Annotated in this window: 11 protein-coding genes, 1 tRNA gene and 1 pseudogene; 7 read left to right on the top strand and 6 right to left on the bottom strand. The window is 73.5% G+C overall.

Going from position 1 to position 16,277, the window contains the following annotated elements:
- Window positions 1-9: 9 nt before the first annotated feature.
- The 3 genes from ACIRBX_RS06765 to ACIRBX_RS06755 all read right to left on the bottom strand — a co-directional run bounded on the left by ACIRBX_RS06765 (window position 10) and on the right by ACIRBX_RS06755 (window position 3,105).
- Complete coding sequence (locus ACIRBX_RS06765; protein ID WP_402294127.1) at window positions 10-1,230, bottom strand: HTTM domain-containing protein; 1,221 nt, start codon at window positions 1,228-1,230, stop codon at window positions 10-12.
- The gene (locus ACIRBX_RS06760) at window positions 1,227-1,862 is read right to left on the bottom strand and encodes a DUF5819 family protein (RefSeq protein ID WP_402294126.1); all 636 of its coding nucleotides are present in this window, start codon (window positions 1,860-1,862) and stop codon (window positions 1,227-1,229) included. The genes ACIRBX_RS06765 and ACIRBX_RS06760 overlap by 4 nt, the downstream gene beginning before the upstream one ends.
- Window positions 1,863-1,932: 70 nt before the next feature.
- Window positions 1,933-3,105: a rhodanese-like domain-containing protein gene (locus tag ACIRBX_RS06755; protein ID WP_402294125.1), complete on the bottom strand. Its 1,173-nt coding sequence runs from the start codon at window positions 3,103-3,105 to the stop codon at window positions 1,933-1,935.
- A 214-nt stretch (window positions 3,106-3,319) separates the two neighbouring features.
- Between ACIRBX_RS06755 and ACIRBX_RS06750 the strand changes: the two genes are divergently transcribed.
- On the top strand, window positions 3,320-6,112 hold the full coding sequence (locus tag ACIRBX_RS06750) for a SpoIIE family protein phosphatase (RefSeq protein ID WP_402294124.1): 2,793 nt from the start codon (window positions 3,320-3,322) through the stop codon (window positions 6,110-6,112).
- Window positions 6,113-6,206: 94 nt separating this feature from the next.
- Here ACIRBX_RS06750 and ACIRBX_RS06745 read toward each other — a convergent pair whose 3' ends face one another.
- Window positions 6,207-6,962: a hypothetical protein gene (locus ACIRBX_RS06745; protein ID WP_402294123.1), complete on the bottom strand. Its 756-nt coding sequence runs from the start codon at window positions 6,960-6,962 to the stop codon at window positions 6,207-6,209.
- Between the two features lie 238 nt (window positions 6,963-7,200).
- Window positions 7,201-8,997, bottom strand: coding sequence for a phosphatidylglycerol lysyltransferase domain-containing protein (locus ACIRBX_RS06740; RefSeq protein ID WP_402295256.1), 1,797 nt, complete (start codon window positions 8,995-8,997; stop codon window positions 7,201-7,203).
- 310 nt (window positions 8,998-9,307) lie between these two features.
- On the opposite strand from ACIRBX_RS06740, the gene ACIRBX_RS06735 reads away from it, so the two are divergent.
- Window positions 9,308-9,979, top strand: a complete 672-nt coding sequence (locus tag ACIRBX_RS06735) for a response regulator (protein WP_402294122.1) — start codon at window positions 9,308-9,310, stop codon at window positions 9,977-9,979.
- Window positions 9,976-11,145, top strand: coding sequence for a sensor histidine kinase (locus tag ACIRBX_RS06730; protein WP_402294121.1), 1,170 nt, complete (start codon window positions 9,976-9,978; stop codon window positions 11,143-11,145). Before ACIRBX_RS06735 ends, ACIRBX_RS06730 begins: the two co-directional genes overlap by 4 nt.
- 128 nt (window positions 11,146-11,273) lie before the next feature.
- Here ACIRBX_RS06730 and ACIRBX_RS06725 read toward each other — a convergent pair.
- A tRNA-Leu gene (locus ACIRBX_RS06725) sits at window positions 11,274-11,357 on the bottom strand.
- 375 nt (window positions 11,358-11,732) lie between these two features.
- On the opposite strand from ACIRBX_RS06725, the gene ACIRBX_RS06720 reads away from it, so the two are divergent.
- The 4 genes and pseudogenes from ACIRBX_RS06720 to ACIRBX_RS06705 all read left to right on the top strand — a co-directional run.
- Window positions 11,733-12,608 (top strand): FhaA domain-containing protein, encoded by an 876-nt coding sequence (locus ACIRBX_RS06720; RefSeq protein ID WP_402294120.1) that lies wholly within the window; start codon window positions 11,733-11,735, stop codon window positions 12,606-12,608.
- A 10-nt stretch (window positions 12,609-12,618) separates the two neighbouring features.
- Complete coding sequence (locus tag ACIRBX_RS06715) at window positions 12,619-13,137, top strand: FHA domain-containing protein (RefSeq protein ID WP_402294119.1); 519 nt, start codon at window positions 12,619-12,621, stop codon at window positions 13,135-13,137.
- A gap of 50 nt (window positions 13,138-13,187) precedes the next feature.
- The gene (locus ACIRBX_RS06710; protein WP_402294118.1) at window positions 13,188-14,594 is read left to right on the top strand and encodes a PP2C family protein-serine/threonine phosphatase; all 1,407 of its coding nucleotides are present in this window, start codon (window positions 13,188-13,190) and stop codon (window positions 14,592-14,594) included.
- A gap of 163 nt (window positions 14,595-14,757) precedes the next feature.
- Window positions 14,758-16,113 (top strand): annotated as a pseudogene (locus ACIRBX_RS06705) (FtsW/RodA/SpoVE family cell cycle protein); the annotation flags it as partial.
- Window positions 16,114-16,277 lie beyond the last annotated feature (164 nt).

Raw genomic sequence — 16,277 nt, 5'->3', positions numbered from 1 at the left:
CGGCACAGCTTAGACCGGGGTGACCCTCCGGCCGCGGATTCTCCGCTCGCACCACAGCAGCGCGGCGGTCGGCAGGAAGACCGCGTCCGCCGCGATCATCGTGAGCGAGAAGAACGGCAGGCCCAGCAGGACCGCGATGCCCAGGTGCTCCAGCGCCAACAGGGCCAGCAGGACGTTCTTCAGACGGCGGTTCAGCAGGGTGAACGGGAAGGCCACCTGGAGGATCACCGTGCCGTAGGTGAGCAGGAAGACCGCCACCAGCGAGCCGGCCGCCAGGGCCGACAGGGCCGGCCAGGGGGTGAAGTAGTCCAGGTGCAGCGGGTAGTGCAGCGCGGTGCCGTCCTGCCAGCGCGAGCCCTGCACCTTGTACCAGCCGGCCGTGGCGTAGACCAGCACCACCTGCGCGCCGATCACCAGCAGGGCGCAGTGGTGGGTCATGTTCGCCAGGGCGTCCAGCACGGCGCGCGGTTCGCCGTCGGGGGAGCGGCGGCTGACGCCCCACCAGAGCGCCGCGGTCAGCCAGAGCAGGAGCAGCAGCAGCCGGGGCCAGGGCCAGGGGCCGGGACCGGCCAGCAGCGGCAGGCCGAGCAGCGCCCAGAGCCAGGGGGCGCCCCGGCTCCCGCCGGTCCGGGCGGCGCGGCGGGCGTCCAGTGACCAGACCTCGGCGCAGCGGGTGAACACCAGGTAGATCGCGATCAGGTGGATCACGTTGTCGCCGCCGTCGCCGACGAAGACGCTGCGGTTCTGCAGCGAGACCACTGTGACCAGGTACACCGCTCCGCTGGCCCTGGTCCGCCAGCCGAGCGCGAACAGCACCGCCGCCACGATCGCCAGGTGGTAGACCAGCTCGAACCAGAGCCGACCGGAGTACCAGGGCAGCACCGAGAAGGCGCCGTTCTCCGCCATCAGCGCGGACGCCAGCGCGTCCGACCACGGGGAGAGGTCGCCGTACAGCACCCGGCGGTTGGGCCACTCGCGGATCAGGAAGGCGGCCCAGACCAGGCCGAAGCCGATCCGCACCACGGCCGCCTGGTGGCGACCCAGGGTGCGGGAGGAGAAAGCTTCCGCCGCCCGGCGCCAGGGGGGCGGGGCGGCTGCGGCGGACCGCTGCTCGGGGAGCCCGGGGTGGCCCGTGACCGGGCCGGCGGGGGCCGGACCGGCGGAGGGCTGCGCGGCGGAGGGCTGCGCGGCCGGGGCCGGACCGGCGGGGGTCAGCTCGGCGGGGGTCACCACAGCCCCCGCAGGTCGTCCTCGTCCACCGGCCACCAGGGCAGCTCGCGGTAGTGCGGCGCGGTGTCCACCTGCTCACGGCTCCAGGCCGGCGGCGCCAGCACCGTGGTCACCACCCGCAGCTGCACCTCGTACGCCCGCCGCCCCTCCGGGGCCGGGCCGATCCGCTGGAGCGCGGTCCGCTTGAGGTACCGCTCGGCCGGCTCCGCCCGGGGGCCGGGGGCGGTGCCGTCCTCGGGGTGGGTGGAGTCGTAGTAGTCCCAGGCCCGGCGGAGCTGGTTCTGGTCCAGGTGGCTGGGCGCCGGATTGCCCCGGACGGCGGCGATGTCACGGGCCGTCAGGCCGAGCCACTCGCCGGTCTGCTCGCCGGCCTCGGTGCCGTCCGGCGCGACGGTGCGCAGCCGGGCCTCCACCGCGACGTCCTGCTGGAGCGGATTGGGCGCGAACAGCTTCCAGTTCTGCTCGAACTCCGGGTACACCACCGCGTCCAGCTGCGCCCGGTACCGGTCGGAGAAGGCGTTCGACGGGGCCGAGTTCAGGAACAGCGCGGACAGGAAGAGGCCGGTGCCGCCGAGCAGCACCGCACCCGCGAGCACGAGCACGGCGGCTGCCGGGGTGGACCAGGTACGCACGGCGGCAGCTCCCTCCGGCACCGGTGTGCCGGAGGTCATCCTGCCGCAGCGCCCACCTGCGGGGAAGGTGCTACAGGACGAACGCTTCGCGACCGTCGCTGCTCACCATCGGGCGGCCGGCCGCCTCCCAGGCGAACATCCCGCCGTCCACGTTGACCGCCTCGCGGCCCTGCTGGACCAGGTACTGCACCACCTGTGCGGACCGGCCGCCGACCCGGCACATCACGTAGAGCTTCCCGTCCGGCAGCTCGTCGAGGCGGGCCACCACCTGGCCGATCGGGATGTGCAGGGCGCCGTCCACGTGCCCGGCGTCCCACTCGTCCTGCTCGCGGACGTCGAGCAGCGGGGCTTCGGCGGGCACCGAGGCGGCATCGGTGGTGGGGAGCTGGGCGAACATCTCGGTCTCCTGGGTCCGTTGGCGGTCCCCGCCATTCTGCCCCGCCGCGGGCCGCGCACCGGCTCCGGCACCGGCACCGGCACCGGCGTCGGGGTCTCCGTCCGCGGCTGCGGACAGCAGCCGCTCCAGCTCGGCCTGCCGGTCGGCGGCTCGGCCGAGCAGCTGCTCGGCCAGCTCCTCCAGCAGCCGCTCCGGCTCCTGCGGGGCCAGCCGGAGCAGCTCGCCCATCGAGCTGTTCTCCAGCCGGACCTGCTCGACCGCCAGGCCCCGGATCTTGACGGTCAGCCAGTCCAGCCGCTGGAGCAGCCAGCCCTCGCGCTCCGGGGTGCCCGGGGCGGGGGCCGACTCGGGGGCGGTGGACCACTCCTCGGCCAGCTCGGCCAGGCCGGTCGCGTCGCCCTGGGCGTAGGCCGCGTTGACCCGGGTGATGAAGGCGGCCCGGCGCTGCTGCTCGGCCGGGTCGGTGGTCAGGTCGGGGTGGGCGCGGCGGGCCAGCTCGCGGTAGAGCCGCTGGGCCTCCCGGTCGGGGCGGACCTTGCGCGGCTGCTCCGGCTCGGCGGCCGGCGGCTCGGGCGGCAGCTGGTCGAAGAGCGCGTCCAGGTCCGGGAGTTCGGAGACCCGGTGCCGGGCCTCGGCGGCCCGCCGGATGTCCTCGGGGCGCCCGGTGCGGGCCGCCACGGTCTCCGCCACCAGGGCGTCCAGCTCGTCCAGCCGGGCGTACAGCGGCCCGAGCAGCTGATGGTGGATCAGCGCGAAGTTGTCGATCTCGACCCGCAGGGTCTCGACGTCCACCTCCAGCGTCAGCCAGGCCAACTCCGTAGCGGCGACCCGCTCCTCCAACTCCACCCAAGCCTCCAACCCGGTCGGACGACTGGCCAGCCTACCCACCGGGTACAGGAGGGGCTGGTGGTGCGGAGGGGGCGCGCGTGAGGTGACACGCAACTGATACTTACGAATCTCCCCGATTCGCTTTCAGTCCCGCCCCCCACCGTGCTTCGCTGGAAGGTGCAGCGGGAACGACCACACAGGAGCGGCAGCCAGGCGGGAGCAGACCTCATCCATGGTGCACGAGCCCCACTCCACACCGTCGTCCGATCAGCCGTCAGTCGCCGCCCTGGTGAGACTGGCCGCCGTCCTGGTCGATCCCGACGGACGGATCGCGCACTGGAACCGGGCCGCCGAGGAGCTCTTCGGCCACCGCGCCGAGGTCACTCGCGGCCGCACCGCCTCCGGCCTGCTGCCCGCCGTCGAGCCGCGCCCCGAGACCGCCCTCCCCCGGCCGGCCGGCGCCCCGCCGCGCCGCTGCGACGCGCTCGACACCCTGGACGACCTGACCCTGACCGGCACCACCCCGTGGGCCGGCGCGATGCCGGTGCTGGACCGCGAGGAGCGGCTGCGGGACGTGCTCTGGTGGGCCTGGCCGCTGACCGAGCCCACCGGGCGCAGCCTGCTGGTGCTGGCCGCCGACGCCCGGCCGCTGCGCACCGGCGGCGCCCGGATCGCGCTCGGCGCCCGGCAGTTGCCGTTCGCCCCGACCCCCGGGCCGGTCGGCGGGCTGCACCGGGCCACCCCCGACTTCACCCCGGCCGGCCCCGGCGGTGCCGAGGCCCTGGCCGGCCTGCTGCCGCCACACGCCACCGGGCCCCGGCGGGCCCGGCTGCTCGGCGCGCTGGCCGCCGCCGGGCTGCCCGCGCTCTGGATCGACCCGACCACCCGGCTCCCGGTGCTCCCGTACGAGCCGGCCGGCACCCGGGCCGCCGCCGGCCTCGGCCGCCGCTACCCGACCCCGCAGCAACGCACCGCCCAGCAGCGGGCCGACCGCCCGCGGGCCCTGCGCCGCCCGCCCGAGCCGCCCCGGCCCACGGCCGGCGCCCTCCAGGTGCTGACCGGCGGCGCCGTCCCGCAGCCCCGCGACCCGCAGCCCGGGGAGCCGCAGCCCGGCCGGCCCGGCCCCCCGCAGGGCCAGGCCCCCGCCACCGCAGGCCCGCCGCAGGCCGCCCCGGCGGCCCCCGCTCCGAACGGCCCACCGGCCGGCCCACCCTCCACCGGCCCGACCCCGGGAGGCCCCGCCATCGAGTCCGCCGCCGACCGCACCGACCCCCTGCCCGCCGACTCCCGGCAGAACGGGCACCGCCCGCTGCCCGACCGGTCCGTCGTGCCCTCCCCCGCCGTCGAGGTGCTGACCACCAGTCAGGCCGGCGAGCAACTGGCCCTGTTGAGCGAGTTCGGCAGCCGGGTCGGCACCACGCTCGACCTGGACGCCACCGCCCGCGAGCTCTGCGACGTCCTGGTGCCGAGGATCGCCGACTTCGCCTGCGTGGACCTGCGGGACGGTCTGATCTCCGACTCGGTGCTGCCGTCCACCCCGCCCTCCGACACCACCACGCTGCGCCGGGTGGCCCGTGCCTACAACGCCACGGCGGGGGAGTGGGAGCACGTGCTGGAGGAGGGCGCGCTGCTCCAGATGCCCCGCTCCACCCCGCCCGGCCTGGCCCTCCAGGAGAACCACCCGGTGCTGGTCCCGGTGATCAACCCGGACGTGGCGGTGGACTACGCCGCCTCGCTCGGCGGGCCGGAGCTGGTGCCGGTGGTGATGGACCGTTCGATGCTGGTGCTGCCGCTGTCCGCCCGGGGCACCGTGCTCGGCATCCTCAAGCTGCTCCGGCTGCCCGACCGCGCCCCGTTCGGCCACGACGACGCCGACACCCTGCGCGAGCTGGCCGCCCGGGCCGCCCTCTCGCTGGACAACGCCCGGGCCCACCGGGCCGAGTCGAAGACCGCCACCACGCTCCAGCGCTCGATGATCCCGACCAGGCCGCCGAGGATCCCCGGCGTGCAGATCGCCCACCGCTACCTGCCGGGCGACCCGAAGGCCGAGGTCGGCGGCGACTGGTTCGACGCGATCCAGCTGCCCGGCAGCCGGGTCGCCCTGGTGGTCGGCGACGTGATGGGCCACGGCCTGCTGTCGGCCGCCGCGATGGGCCGCTTCCGCACCGCGATGCAGACCCTGGCCGCCCTCGACCTGCCGCCCGGCCAGCTGCTGCGCCACCTGGACAACCTGGCCCACAAGATCGGCGACGACCACCTCGCCACCTGCCTGTACGCGGTCTACGACCCGATCAACCGCACCTGCGAGCTGGCCAGCGCCGGCCACGTCCCGCCGGTGCTGGTGCACCCCGACGGCACCGGCGAGCTGCTGGAGATCCCGGCCGGCGCCCCGATCGGGGTCGGCGGCGTGCCCTTCGTGGCCAAGAAGATCGACGTCTCGGACGGCTCGATGCTGGTGCTCTGCACCGACGGGCTGGTCGAGGTCAGGGGCGGGGACATAGGAGCCGGCCTGGCCGCCCTGTGCGGGAACCTGATCGACCCCAAGCAGACCCCCGAGGAGGCCTGCGACGTGGTGCTGGAGCGGCTCCACTCGGAGGACCGGCAGGACGACATCGCCCTGCTGGTGGCCCGCTTCGACGGGGTCCCGCCGACCGAGGTGGCCACCTGGGAGCTGACGGTGGGTGAGGCCGAGGTCCGCCGGGCCCGCCGACTGGTCCGCGAGCAGCTGGCCGTCTGGCAGTTGGAGGGCCTCACCGACACGGTGGAGCTGCTGGTCAGCGAGCTGGTGACGAACGCGGTCCGGGTGGCCCGGGACCACGTCCAGCTCCAGCTGATCCGGGTGGACAAGCTGCTGGTCGAGGTCAGCGACGACAACCACAACCTGCCCTCGCTGGAGCCCTCCGAGGAGCTGGACGAGCACGGGCGCGGGCTCAACCTGGTGAGCAAGCTGGCCGAGAAGTGGGGCACCGCCCGCAAGGCGGTCGGCAAGGTGGTCTGGTTCGAGATGGCCCTGCCCCGGAGCTGAGCCCCCGCACGGCGGAGCCGACCCTGACACGGCGTCAGGGTCGGCTCGGGGTCCGCTCAGGGGTGGCCGGCCCGCTCGAAGGGCGGCGGCGCGCTCAGGGGGCGACGGAGACCCGGCGGCGGCGGGCCTCGGTGGCCACCGAGGTGGCCGCGGTGACCCCGGCCAGCACCCGGGGCCAGAAGTCCCCGAAGACCTCCATCGCGGCGGCGATCAGCGCGGCGGCGACCAGGGCGGCCACGTGCTCCAGGCCCGCCAGGTTCGGCAGCACGATCGCCTCGCCGATCATCACGGCGGCCACCAGCCCCCCGGTGAACCAGGCCCGGCAGCGGAACGCGATCACGACCGCCAGCGCCACCACGGCCGCCGACGGCCCGGTGTCCCGGACGTGCGCCACCTCGGGCGGGAAGCCGAACAGGTGGTCCGGGCCGATCGCCACGCCGATCCGGGCGAACAGCGTGCCGGCCAGCGTGCAGGCGTAGGCCACCACCAGGGTCAGCCGCCGTCCGAGCACCAGCTCGGCGATCCCGAAGACCAGGAAGACCTGCGCCAGCGCGCCCCAGACCGGCAGGTCCAGCGCGGGGACGTAGAGCGAGAGGGGGGTGCGCAGCAACGAGACGTCCAGCGGCAGCGCGGCCTTGACCACCCCGACGTGGGTGACGAAGCGCTCCCCGCCGGGCAGGTGCTGGACGATGCTGAACAGCAGCACCAGCAGCGTCGCGGTGGTGGCCAGCGGGACGGCGGCGAACTTCTTCCGGACCAGCTCGGCGCGGACCGTGGAGTACAGCGTGCCCCACTCCGCGACGGCCGCCCGTCGTACGTGGCCGATCGGCCCCGTGCGCTGTTCGTTCACTGACGTCCCCGTTCACTGCGCAACGTCGGCACCGGAATGCCGACTCCGTATTGTCGGCCTCGCATTACCGACGGCCACCAGGCTTTCGCGGCCCACTACCTCCACAGTAGGTATCCACTAAACGGGCCGCATCAGCTTGCAAGCCGAATAGGGGGTCATCCTCCAGAGGGACCCCGACCCCGATTCCTCCCCCGGTCGGCCGGGTCCGCCCGGTCTCCCTCCGCCCCCCGGCGGAGGGTTACCGATCCCCGTCGCGTTCCGACGCCGGCAGCGCGGCCGGAGCACCAGCTGGGGCGACTGCCGGTCGGGCGTGCCGACGCCGGAACAGGGCGGGAAGACTGGGCACGGTGATGAAGCCCTCGGCCCGGGCACTGGCGATGCCGATCCGCGGAATCTCACCGCTCTTCTCGAAGAGCAGATAGCGCGGTTCCCAAATCGGGCGGTACTTCGCATTCGCCCGGTACAGGGACTCGATCTGCCACCAGCGGGAGAAGAAGCCGAGCACCGAACGCCAGAGCCGGAGCACCGGCCCGGCACCGAGCTTGGAACCGCGCTCGAAAACGGAACGGAACATCGCGAAGTTCAGCGAGACCCGTTGGAGGCCGACGGCCTTGGCCTGCTGGAGCAGTTCGATCACCATGAACTCCATCAGGCCGTTCTCGGTGTCCCGCTCACGGCGCATCAGGTCCAGCGAGAGCCCGTCCGGCCCCCACGGCACGAAGCTCAGCAGGGCCCGGAGCTCGCCGTCCCCGTCATGGCACTCCAGCATCACGCAGCGGCCGTCGTCCGGATCGCCCAGGCGGCCGAGCGCCATCGAGAAGCCGCGCTCGGTGGCGCCGTCCCGCCAGCGGTCCGCCTTCTCCACCAGCTCGGCCATCTCGGCCTCGGGGATCTCCTCGTGCCGCCGGACCCGGACGGTGTAGCCGGCCCGCTTGACCCGGTTGTACGCCTGCCGGACCACCCGCATCGCCCGGCCGTCCAGCGAGAACTCGTCCACCTCGACGATCGCCTCGTCGCCCAGCTCCAGCGCGTCCAGCCCGTGCCGGGCGTAGATCACCCCGGCCTCCTCGGAGGCACCCATCACCGCCGGGGCCCAGGCGTGCTCGCGGGCCTCGGCCAGCCAGCACTCGATCGCCCCGGGCCAGGCCTCCGGATCGCCGATCGGGTCGCCGGAGGCCAGCGAGACGCCGCCGACCACCCGGTAGGTGACGGCCGCCTTGCCGCTCGGCGAGAAGATCACCGCCTTGTCCCGGCGGAGCGCGAAGTACCCCAGCGAGTCCCGGGCGCCCTGCTTCTCCAACAGCCCGCGCAGCTTCTGCTCGTCCTCCGGGGTCAACAGCTCCTCGCCGCGCGGCGAGCGGAAGGCCACGTAGACCACCAGCAGCAGGAGCAGCGCGGCCATCACGTTGATCCCGGTGTTCACCCAGCCGGGGACCTTGATCACCTCTTGCATGTGGGCCGAGGGTTGCAGCGTGACCATCCGGCCGACCGAGTAGCGGAAGCGGTCGCCGAAGTCCGAGCCGGCCAGGTCGTTGGTCCAGCCGACCAGCAGCGCGCCTATCCCGCCGCCGACCAGCAGGCCGGCCAGGAAGGCGGCCACCGCCGACTTGGGGTTGGAGCGGTCTCCCTTGGAGGTGAACTCCCGCGCACCGACCAGCAGGGCGAGGAAGAACAGCCCGGTCAGCACGGTGGAGAAGTAGTTGAAGGGGTGGTGGTTGAAGTGACGCCCGTCCGGCGAGACCACCATGAACAGCATGTAGCCCGTGAAGAAGAACCCGGACAGCACCGTGTTGAAGATCCAGGCGGCGCGCTTGCGGCGGCGCATGGCGACCGCCAGCAGCAGCGAGAGGACCACCGAGGTGAGACCGGCCGTCATCAGGTACGGGGTGAAGTACTCGTCCTTGTTGTGCGTCTGCACCTGCTTCTTGAACGGCACCGCGAGCACCGCGATCAGGTTCAGCAGGGCCAGCAGCCGCAGGTACCAGACGGTGAACCCGGCCGCCCGGGGCCGCCAGCGCGCGGCCAGCCGCTCCAGGGCGCCGGTCTGCTCGGCGGGGTCGGACGCGGGCTCCGGCTTCACGGTGGAGGACACAGCTCAATTCCAAACGATCAGGTGACGGGGCGCATCCGCGCGAACACTGGCCGGTGGGCCTGGGCCCGCCCCCACGACCATGGTTGCCCACCGGGCATGAGAATTACGTGAACCAGGCAGCGGATTCGCAACCCCGCCGAACGGCGGGGGTGCTCTCCCCCCGACCGACGCCACGCCCGCCCCGGCCTGCCCCTAGGCTCGAAACGCACGCGCTCCCACACCCTCATACCCGCGCGCGCGAGGAGGCACGGCCATGACGGCCATCCGCGTACTGATCGTGGACGACGAGATCCTGGTCCGCTCCGGCCTCGGCCTCATCGTCGGCTCGGCACCCGACCTGGAGGTGGTCGGCGACTGCTCCGGGGGCCAGGCGGAGGAACGGGTCTCGGCCCTGCGGCCGCACGTGGTCCTGCTGGACATCCGGATGCCCGACCTGGACGGCATCTCGGTGCTCCGCCGGCTGCGCGCCCTGCCCTACCCCCCGGCGGTGGCGATGCTGACCACCTTCGACACCGACGAGTACATCGGCACCGCACTGCGGGCCGGGGCGGCCGGCTTCCTGCTCAAGGACACCGCCCCCGAGCAACTGGTGCACGCCGTCCGGGTGATGGCGGCCGGCGGCAGCGTGCTCTCGCCCACCGTCACCCGCACGGTGATCAGCGGCTACGTCGAGGGCGGCGGCCCGGACGCCGAGGCCGCCGCGCTCACCCGCGGTCTGACGGGCCGTGAGCTGGACGTGCTGGCACTGCTCGGCGAGGGCCTGTCCAACGCCGAGATCGCCGACCGGCTGTTCCTCGGCACCGGCACCGTCAAGGACCACATCAGCGCCATCCTCGGGAAGCTCGGCGCGGCCAACCGGGTGCAGGCCGCCGTGGTGGCCAACCGGGCCGGGCTGGTCCGCACCCCGCCCCGGCCCGAGGCGTGACCACCCCCGGCCGGGCCCGGCCGGCCTGGCTCTGCGCGCCCTGGACCACCGCGCCCTGGCTGATGCTGCTGCTCCCGGTGCTGGCCGCCGGGGTGGACGCCGCCCTGGTGGCGGCCGGCTCGACCTGGTGGGAGCTGCTGCTCTCCGCCCTGGCCACCGGCTCGCTGCTGCTGCGCCGCCGGTACCCGCTGCTGACCATGGTGCTGGTGCTGCCCGGCACCTTCCTGAACTACATCTGGATCGCCCCGGTGATCGCGGTCTACTCGGTGGCCGCGTACCGGCCGGGCCTGCGGGCGCCCACCGTCAGCGCCACCGTCTTCGCCCTGGTGGAGTTCTTCCACTGGCCGCTGGAGGACCACCCGCTGGCCCTGGACCGGGACAACGCGCTCTACGCCATCCAGTGCGTGATGCTCGGGGCGGGCCCGGCCGCCCTCGGCCTGCTGGCCCGCACCCGCAAGGAACTCGCCGAGCGGCTGGCCGAGTTGACGGAGGGCCGGCAGCGCGAGCACCGGCTGCTGGCCGAGCGGGTGCTCTCCACCGAGCGGGCCCGGCTGGCCCGGGAGATGCACGACGTGGTCTCGCACCAGGTCAGCCTGATCTCCATCCAGGCCGGCGCGCTCCAGGTCTCGGCCACCGACCCGGCCACCCGGACCACCGCCCGGACCATCCGGGAGCTCTCGGTGCGCACCCTGGAGGAGCTGCGCCAGATGGTGGGCGTGCTGCGGGCCGCCGCGCAGTCCCCCGGCGGCGACCGCCCGGCCGATCCGCTGTCCCCGCAGCCCCGGCTGGCCGACCTGCCCCGGCTGATCGAGGGCAGCGGACTGCCCGTCAGCTCCGAACTGGCGTCGGGGGACCGGCCCTGGCCGGAGGCGGTCGAGCGGGCCGCCTTCCGCACCGTGCAGGAGGCGCTCACCAACATCACCAAGCACGCGCCGGAGGCCGCCGTCGAGGTCCGGCTGCTCACCTGCGGCAGCCGGCTGCTGGTCGAGGTGCGGAACGGGCCACCGGCCCGCGTCCCGGCCGCCGCCGAGACCCTGCCCGGCGGTGGCCACGGGCTGGTCGGCCTGCGCGAGCGGGCCGAACGCCTCGGCGGCACACTGACCGCCGGGCCGACGGCCGAAGGCGGCTTCCTGGTCCGGGCGGAGCTGCCGGTCGCCGGGGAGTGATCCGAGCCTCGCCCCGGGAGCCCCGACCCCGGCGTGAGCCCGCTCACACCGGCCGGCCTCCGGATCGGGCCACCGACAGCGGAGAACGAGAAAGCCCCGCAGATCCGAAGATCTGCGGGGCTTCGCTGTGCGCGAGGGGGGAGTTGAACCCCCACGCCCTTTCGGGCACTGGAACCTGAATCCAGCGCGTCTGCCTATTCCGCCACCCGCGCAAGGGTGTTTGTCTTCCGGTCCTTCCGACCCTCTCGGCCTTGGCCTCGTTGGTCTTCCGTTCGGCTCCCTCTCGGGCGCCCCTTCCGACATGAGAAACATTAGCACGCCTCGACCCGAACCTACGAATCCCTTCCCCGGGCACCCCGCAACCGGAGCGGGCCACTGTTGTGGAGCGCCGCCGGTCGGGGCCGGTCGGGTGCAGGCGAACGGGTGAGCGAGGGGTGAGCGGGGCACCCTGCGGGTAGCCCTGGCTTGCGCCCCGCCGCGCCGGGGGAACCGTGGGGACGGCCCCGGCGTGGATACGATCAGTACGGAAGTACCGCAATCGCGCCCGCGCGCGGCCGGACCGAACGCCCTTGGAAGGGGGTGCCCCAGTGGGAGTACTGAAGAAGTTCGAGCAGCGGCTCGAGGGTCTCGTGAACGGCACCTTCGCCAAGGTGTTCAAGTCCGAGGTGCAGCCGGTGGAGATCGCCGGAGCGCTCCAGCGGGAGTGCGACAACAACGCCACCATCTGGAACCGCGACCGCACCGTCGTCCCCAACGACTTCATCGTCGAGCTCTCCCCGCACGACCACGAGCGGCTCAGCCCGTACGCCGGTCAGCTGGGCAACGAGCTGGCCGGGATGGTGCAGGAGTACGCCGAGGCGCAGCGGTACAGCTTCATGGGCCCGCTCCAGGTGACCCTGGAGAAGGCCGACGACCTGGACACCGGGCTCTACCGGGTGCGCAGCCGCACGCTCGCCTCCGAGCAGCCGCCGGCCGGCCCCGTCGCGCCCGCACCGCCGCAGCCGCACCAGGGCTACGACCGGCAGCCCACCCCGCCGGCCCCCGGCGCACCGTGGCAGCAGCCCGGCGCAGCGCCGTACGGGGCGCCGCCACCGCCCGTCGCACCCCCGTCGATGCCCCCGACGCCCCCTCAGCAGGGCGGCAACGTCCGGCCGTTCCCGGGCGCCGGCCACGGTGGTCCGGCCACCCGGCGCTGGATCGAGATGAACGGGCAGCGGCACCAGATCACCGGGAACGCCTGCGTGCTCGGCCGCTCCACCGAGGCCGACATCCGGGTCGACGACCCCGGGGTCTCCCGCAAGCACGCCGAGATCCGCCCCGGGACCCCGGCCATGGTGCTCGACCTGGGATCGACCAACGGCATCGTGGTGGACGGGCAGCACACCCAGCGCGCTACGCTCCGCGACGGCTCCAGGATCGTCCTGGGCAGCACCACCATCGTCTACCGACAGGTCGAAGGGTGATCGCCCGGTCATGTCAGAACTGACCCTGACGGTCATGCGGCTCGGATTCCTCGCCGTGCTCTGGCTGTTCGTCATCGTCGCCGTCCAGGTGATCCGCAGTGACCTGTTCGGCACCAAGGTGAACCAACGCGCCGCCGCCCGGCGCACGGCCGCCCCGGCTCCCGCCGCCACGGGTGGCGGTGGTCACGCCGGCCCGCCGCCGCAGGCCGCCCCCGCTCCGGGCCGGCGCCGTGGCGCGCCGACCCAACTCGTCGTCGTGCAGGGCTCGTTGGCGGGCACCACGGTCGCCCTCCAGGGGCAGACCATCACGCTCGGCCGGGCCCACGACTCCACGATCGTGCTGGACGACGACTACGCCTCGTCCCGGCATGCCAGGATCTACCCCGATCAGACTGGGCAGTGGACGGTGGAGGATCTAGGCTCCACCAACGGCACCTATCTGGAGCGGCAGCGGCTCACCGTGCCCACTCCGCTCCAGCCGGGCGTGCCGATCCGTATCGGCAGGACCGTCATCGAACTGCGGAAGTAGCAGCGCATGAGGGACAGCACACCGTCCACCCGAAGGAGGGCCCGGACCGCATGACTCTCGTGCTGCGCTTCGCCGCCGGATCGCACAAGGGGCTGATCCGGGAGGGGAACGAGGACTCCGGCTACGCCGGGCCGCGGCTGATGGCGGTGGCCGACGGCATGGGCGGCGCCGCCGCCGGTGAGGTCGCCTCCTCCGAGGTGCTGGGCTCCATCGTCCGGCTGGACGAGGATGTGCCCGGCGCCGACCTGCTCACCCTGCTGAACGAGGCGGTCCAGGGCGCCAACGAGCGCCTGCGGCAGATGGTCGAGGACGACCCGCACCTCGAAGGCATGGGCTGCACCCTCACCGCGATGCTCTGGACCGGGCAGCGGATGGGCCTGGTGCACATCGGCGACTCCCGGGCCTACCTGCTCCGGGACGGCTCGCTGGCCCAGATCACCCAGGACCACACCTGGGTGCAGCGGCTGGTGGACGAGGGCCGGATCACCCCCGAGGAGGCCGAGACCCACCCGCAGCGCTCGCTGCTGATGCGGGCGCTGGACGGCCGCGGCCAGGTCGAGCCCGACCTGTCGATCCGTGAGGTCCGGGCCGGCGACCGCTACCTGATCTGTTCCGACGGTCTGTCAGGACCGGTCAGCCACCAGACCCTGGAGGAGACGCTCGGGAGCTTCTACTCCCCCGAGCAGACCGTCCAGGAGCTGATCCAGCTGGCACTGCGCGGCGGCGGGCCGGACAACATCACCTGCGTGGTCGCCGACGTCATCGACGTCGGCGCCACCGACCCGCACAGCGCCGGCTACGCCGACGTCCCCGTGGTGGTCGGCGCGGTGGCGGACACCCCGCCCGCCGCCGACCACGCGCTGCCGAACACCGCGGCCGGCCGGGCCGCCGGACTGGGACGCCCGCAGGGCGCCTTCGGTCCGGCCGACGGCTACGGCGGGCAGCCGGGCTTCGGCCCGGCCGAGGGGTACGGGGCGGCTGACGGCGCGTCGGGTCCGCAGGAGTACGAGGAGACCGAGGCCCAGGCCCCGCCCTCGCGGCGCCGGAAGAAGAAGTTCGGCTGGTTCAAGCTGAGCCTGTCCCTGCTGGTGCTGCTCGGCCTGCTCGGGGCCGGCGGCTACGCGGGCTGGCGCTGGACCCAGGGCCAGTACTACGTGGGTGCCTCCGGCAACTCCGTCGCGGTCTACCGCGGCATCAACCAGACCCTGGCCGGGCTCGACCTGTCGAAGGTCTACCAGGCGCACGGCGAGGTGGAGCTGAAGTTCCTCCCCGCCTACCAGCAGACCCAGGTCACCAAGACCATCCAGGCCGACAGCCTGGCGGACGCCGAGGACCAGGTGAGGAAGCTGGGTGCCCAGGCGGAGGTCTGCAAGAAGATCGCCACCGCCCCGGCCGGCACCGCCCCGGCCCTGACCGAGCAGGAGCAGAAGCTGGCCTCCTCCTGCCCGACCCCGTAGTGGCACCCGCCACCGCGACCCTGATGACCGCAGCGACACCGGTCCCTCCAGCGGGTCCCACAGCCGTCGGGGAGCGGCCGTCAACGTGAGCAGTTTCGACCTGAGCAGCAGTCAGACCACCGGTGGCGGTGATCAGCGCTCCCGACGCCGGGAGAACACCACCATCACCCCCCAGGGCACGCCCAACCGCCGCAACACCGAGCTGGTCATGCTGGCCTTCGCGGTGGTGCTGCCGATGCTGGCGTACGCCAACGTCGGCCTGGCCATGGACGGCAAGCTGCCCGCCGGCATGCTCACCTACGGGCTGGGCATGGGCGGGCTGGCGCTGGTCGCCCACCTGGTGATGCGGAAGTTCGCGCCGTACGCGGACCCGCTGCTGCTGCCGCTGGCCACCCTGCTCAACGGCCTCGGCGTGGTGATGATCTGGCGGCTGGACAAGGCCGGCAAGGTGCTGTTCAACAACGGCTCCGCCGCGCCCAACCAGCTGATGTGGTCCGGGCTCGGGGTGCTGCTGTTCATCGGCGTGATCCTGCTGCTCAAGGACCACCGGATCCTCCAGCGGTACACGTACATCTCGATGGTGGTGGCCCTGGTGCTGCTCGCCGCGCCGGCCTTCTTCCCCAGCCGGGCGGAGGACTTCGGCGCCAAGATCTGGATCCGGTTCGGCAGCTTCTCGATCCAGCCGGGCGAGTTCGCCAAGATCATCCTGACCGTGTTCTTCGCCGGCTACCTGATGGTCAAGCGGGACGCGCTGGCGCTGGCCAGCCGCCGCTTCATGGGCCTCTACCTGCCGCGCGGGCGCGACCTCGGGCCGATCATCGTGGTCTGGCTGCTCTCCATCCTGATCCTGATCTTCGAGACCGACCTGGGCTCCTCCTTCCTGTTCTTCGGCCTGTTCGTGGTGATGCTCTACGTCGCCACCGAGCGGACCAGCTGGATCGTCTTCGGCCTGCTGATGTCGATCACCGGCGCCGCCCTGGTGGCCACCTCCGAACCGCACGTGAAGACTCGGATCGACGCCTGGCTCGACCCGATGGCCGCCTTCGGCCCCAACGCGCCGAAGGGCGCGACCGAGCAGATCGGCCAGACCCTGATGTCCTTCGCCTCCGGCGGGGTCACCGGGAGCGGGCTCGGCCAGGGCCGGTCCTGGCTGATCCAGTTCGCCGCGAAGAGCGACTTCATCCTCGGCTCCTTCGGCGAGGAGCTCGGGCTGACCGGGCTGATGGCGATCTTCCTGCTCTACGGCCTGGTGGTGCAGCGCGGCCTGCGGACCGCGATCGCCGCCCGGGACCCGTTCGGCAAGCTGCTCGCGGTCGGCCTCTCCTCGGCCTTCGCGCTCCAGGTCTTCGTGGTGGCCGGCGGCGTCACCGGTCTGATCCCGCTGACCGGCATGACGATGCCGTTCCTGGCCCAGGGCGGGTCCTCGGTGGTGGCCAACTGGGCACTCATCGCCATCCTGCTCAAGATCAGCGACTCCGCCCGCCGCCCGGCCGCCGAGCCGCAGCCGGCCCCGGCGAGCGGTCAGCCGCTCGGCCGGCCCGCCGACCTGCCCGGGACCGGCGGCGGCACCCCGGCGGCCGGCGTGCCCGTCGCCGCCGCACCGCCCACCCCGGCGGCCGGCACCCCCGCCCAGGGACTGCCGACCGGTGACCGGCCCGCCTTCGGCCGGCCCCACTCCGGTCC

Origin of the sequence: Kitasatospora sp. NPDC096147, assembly GCF_044763225.1 — a bacterium.
In the GTDB taxonomy this organism is placed as follows: domain Bacteria; phylum Actinomycetota; class Actinomycetes; order Streptomycetales; family Streptomycetaceae; genus Kitasatospora.
Note: the sequence above shows the minus strand (reverse complement) of the source record. Positions and strands in the feature narration are given on the sequence as shown.

Excerpts from the sequence above, each read along its gene's own strand:
- ACIRBX_RS06750 (WP_402294124.1), top strand. The coding sequence starts at position 3,320 with ATGGTGCACGAGCCCCACTCCACACCGTCGTCCGATCAGCCGTCAGTC.
- ACIRBX_RS06735 (WP_402294122.1), top strand. The coding sequence starts at position 9,308 with ATGACGGCCATCCGCGTACTGATCGTGGACGACGAGATCCTGGTCCGC.
- ACIRBX_RS06715 (WP_402294119.1), top strand. The coding sequence starts at position 12,619 with ATGTCAGAACTGACCCTGACGGTCATGCGGCTCGGATTCCTCGCCGTG.
- ACIRBX_RS06710 (WP_402294118.1), top strand. The coding sequence starts at position 13,188 with ATGACTCTCGTGCTGCGCTTCGCCGCCGGATCGCACAAGGGGCTGATC.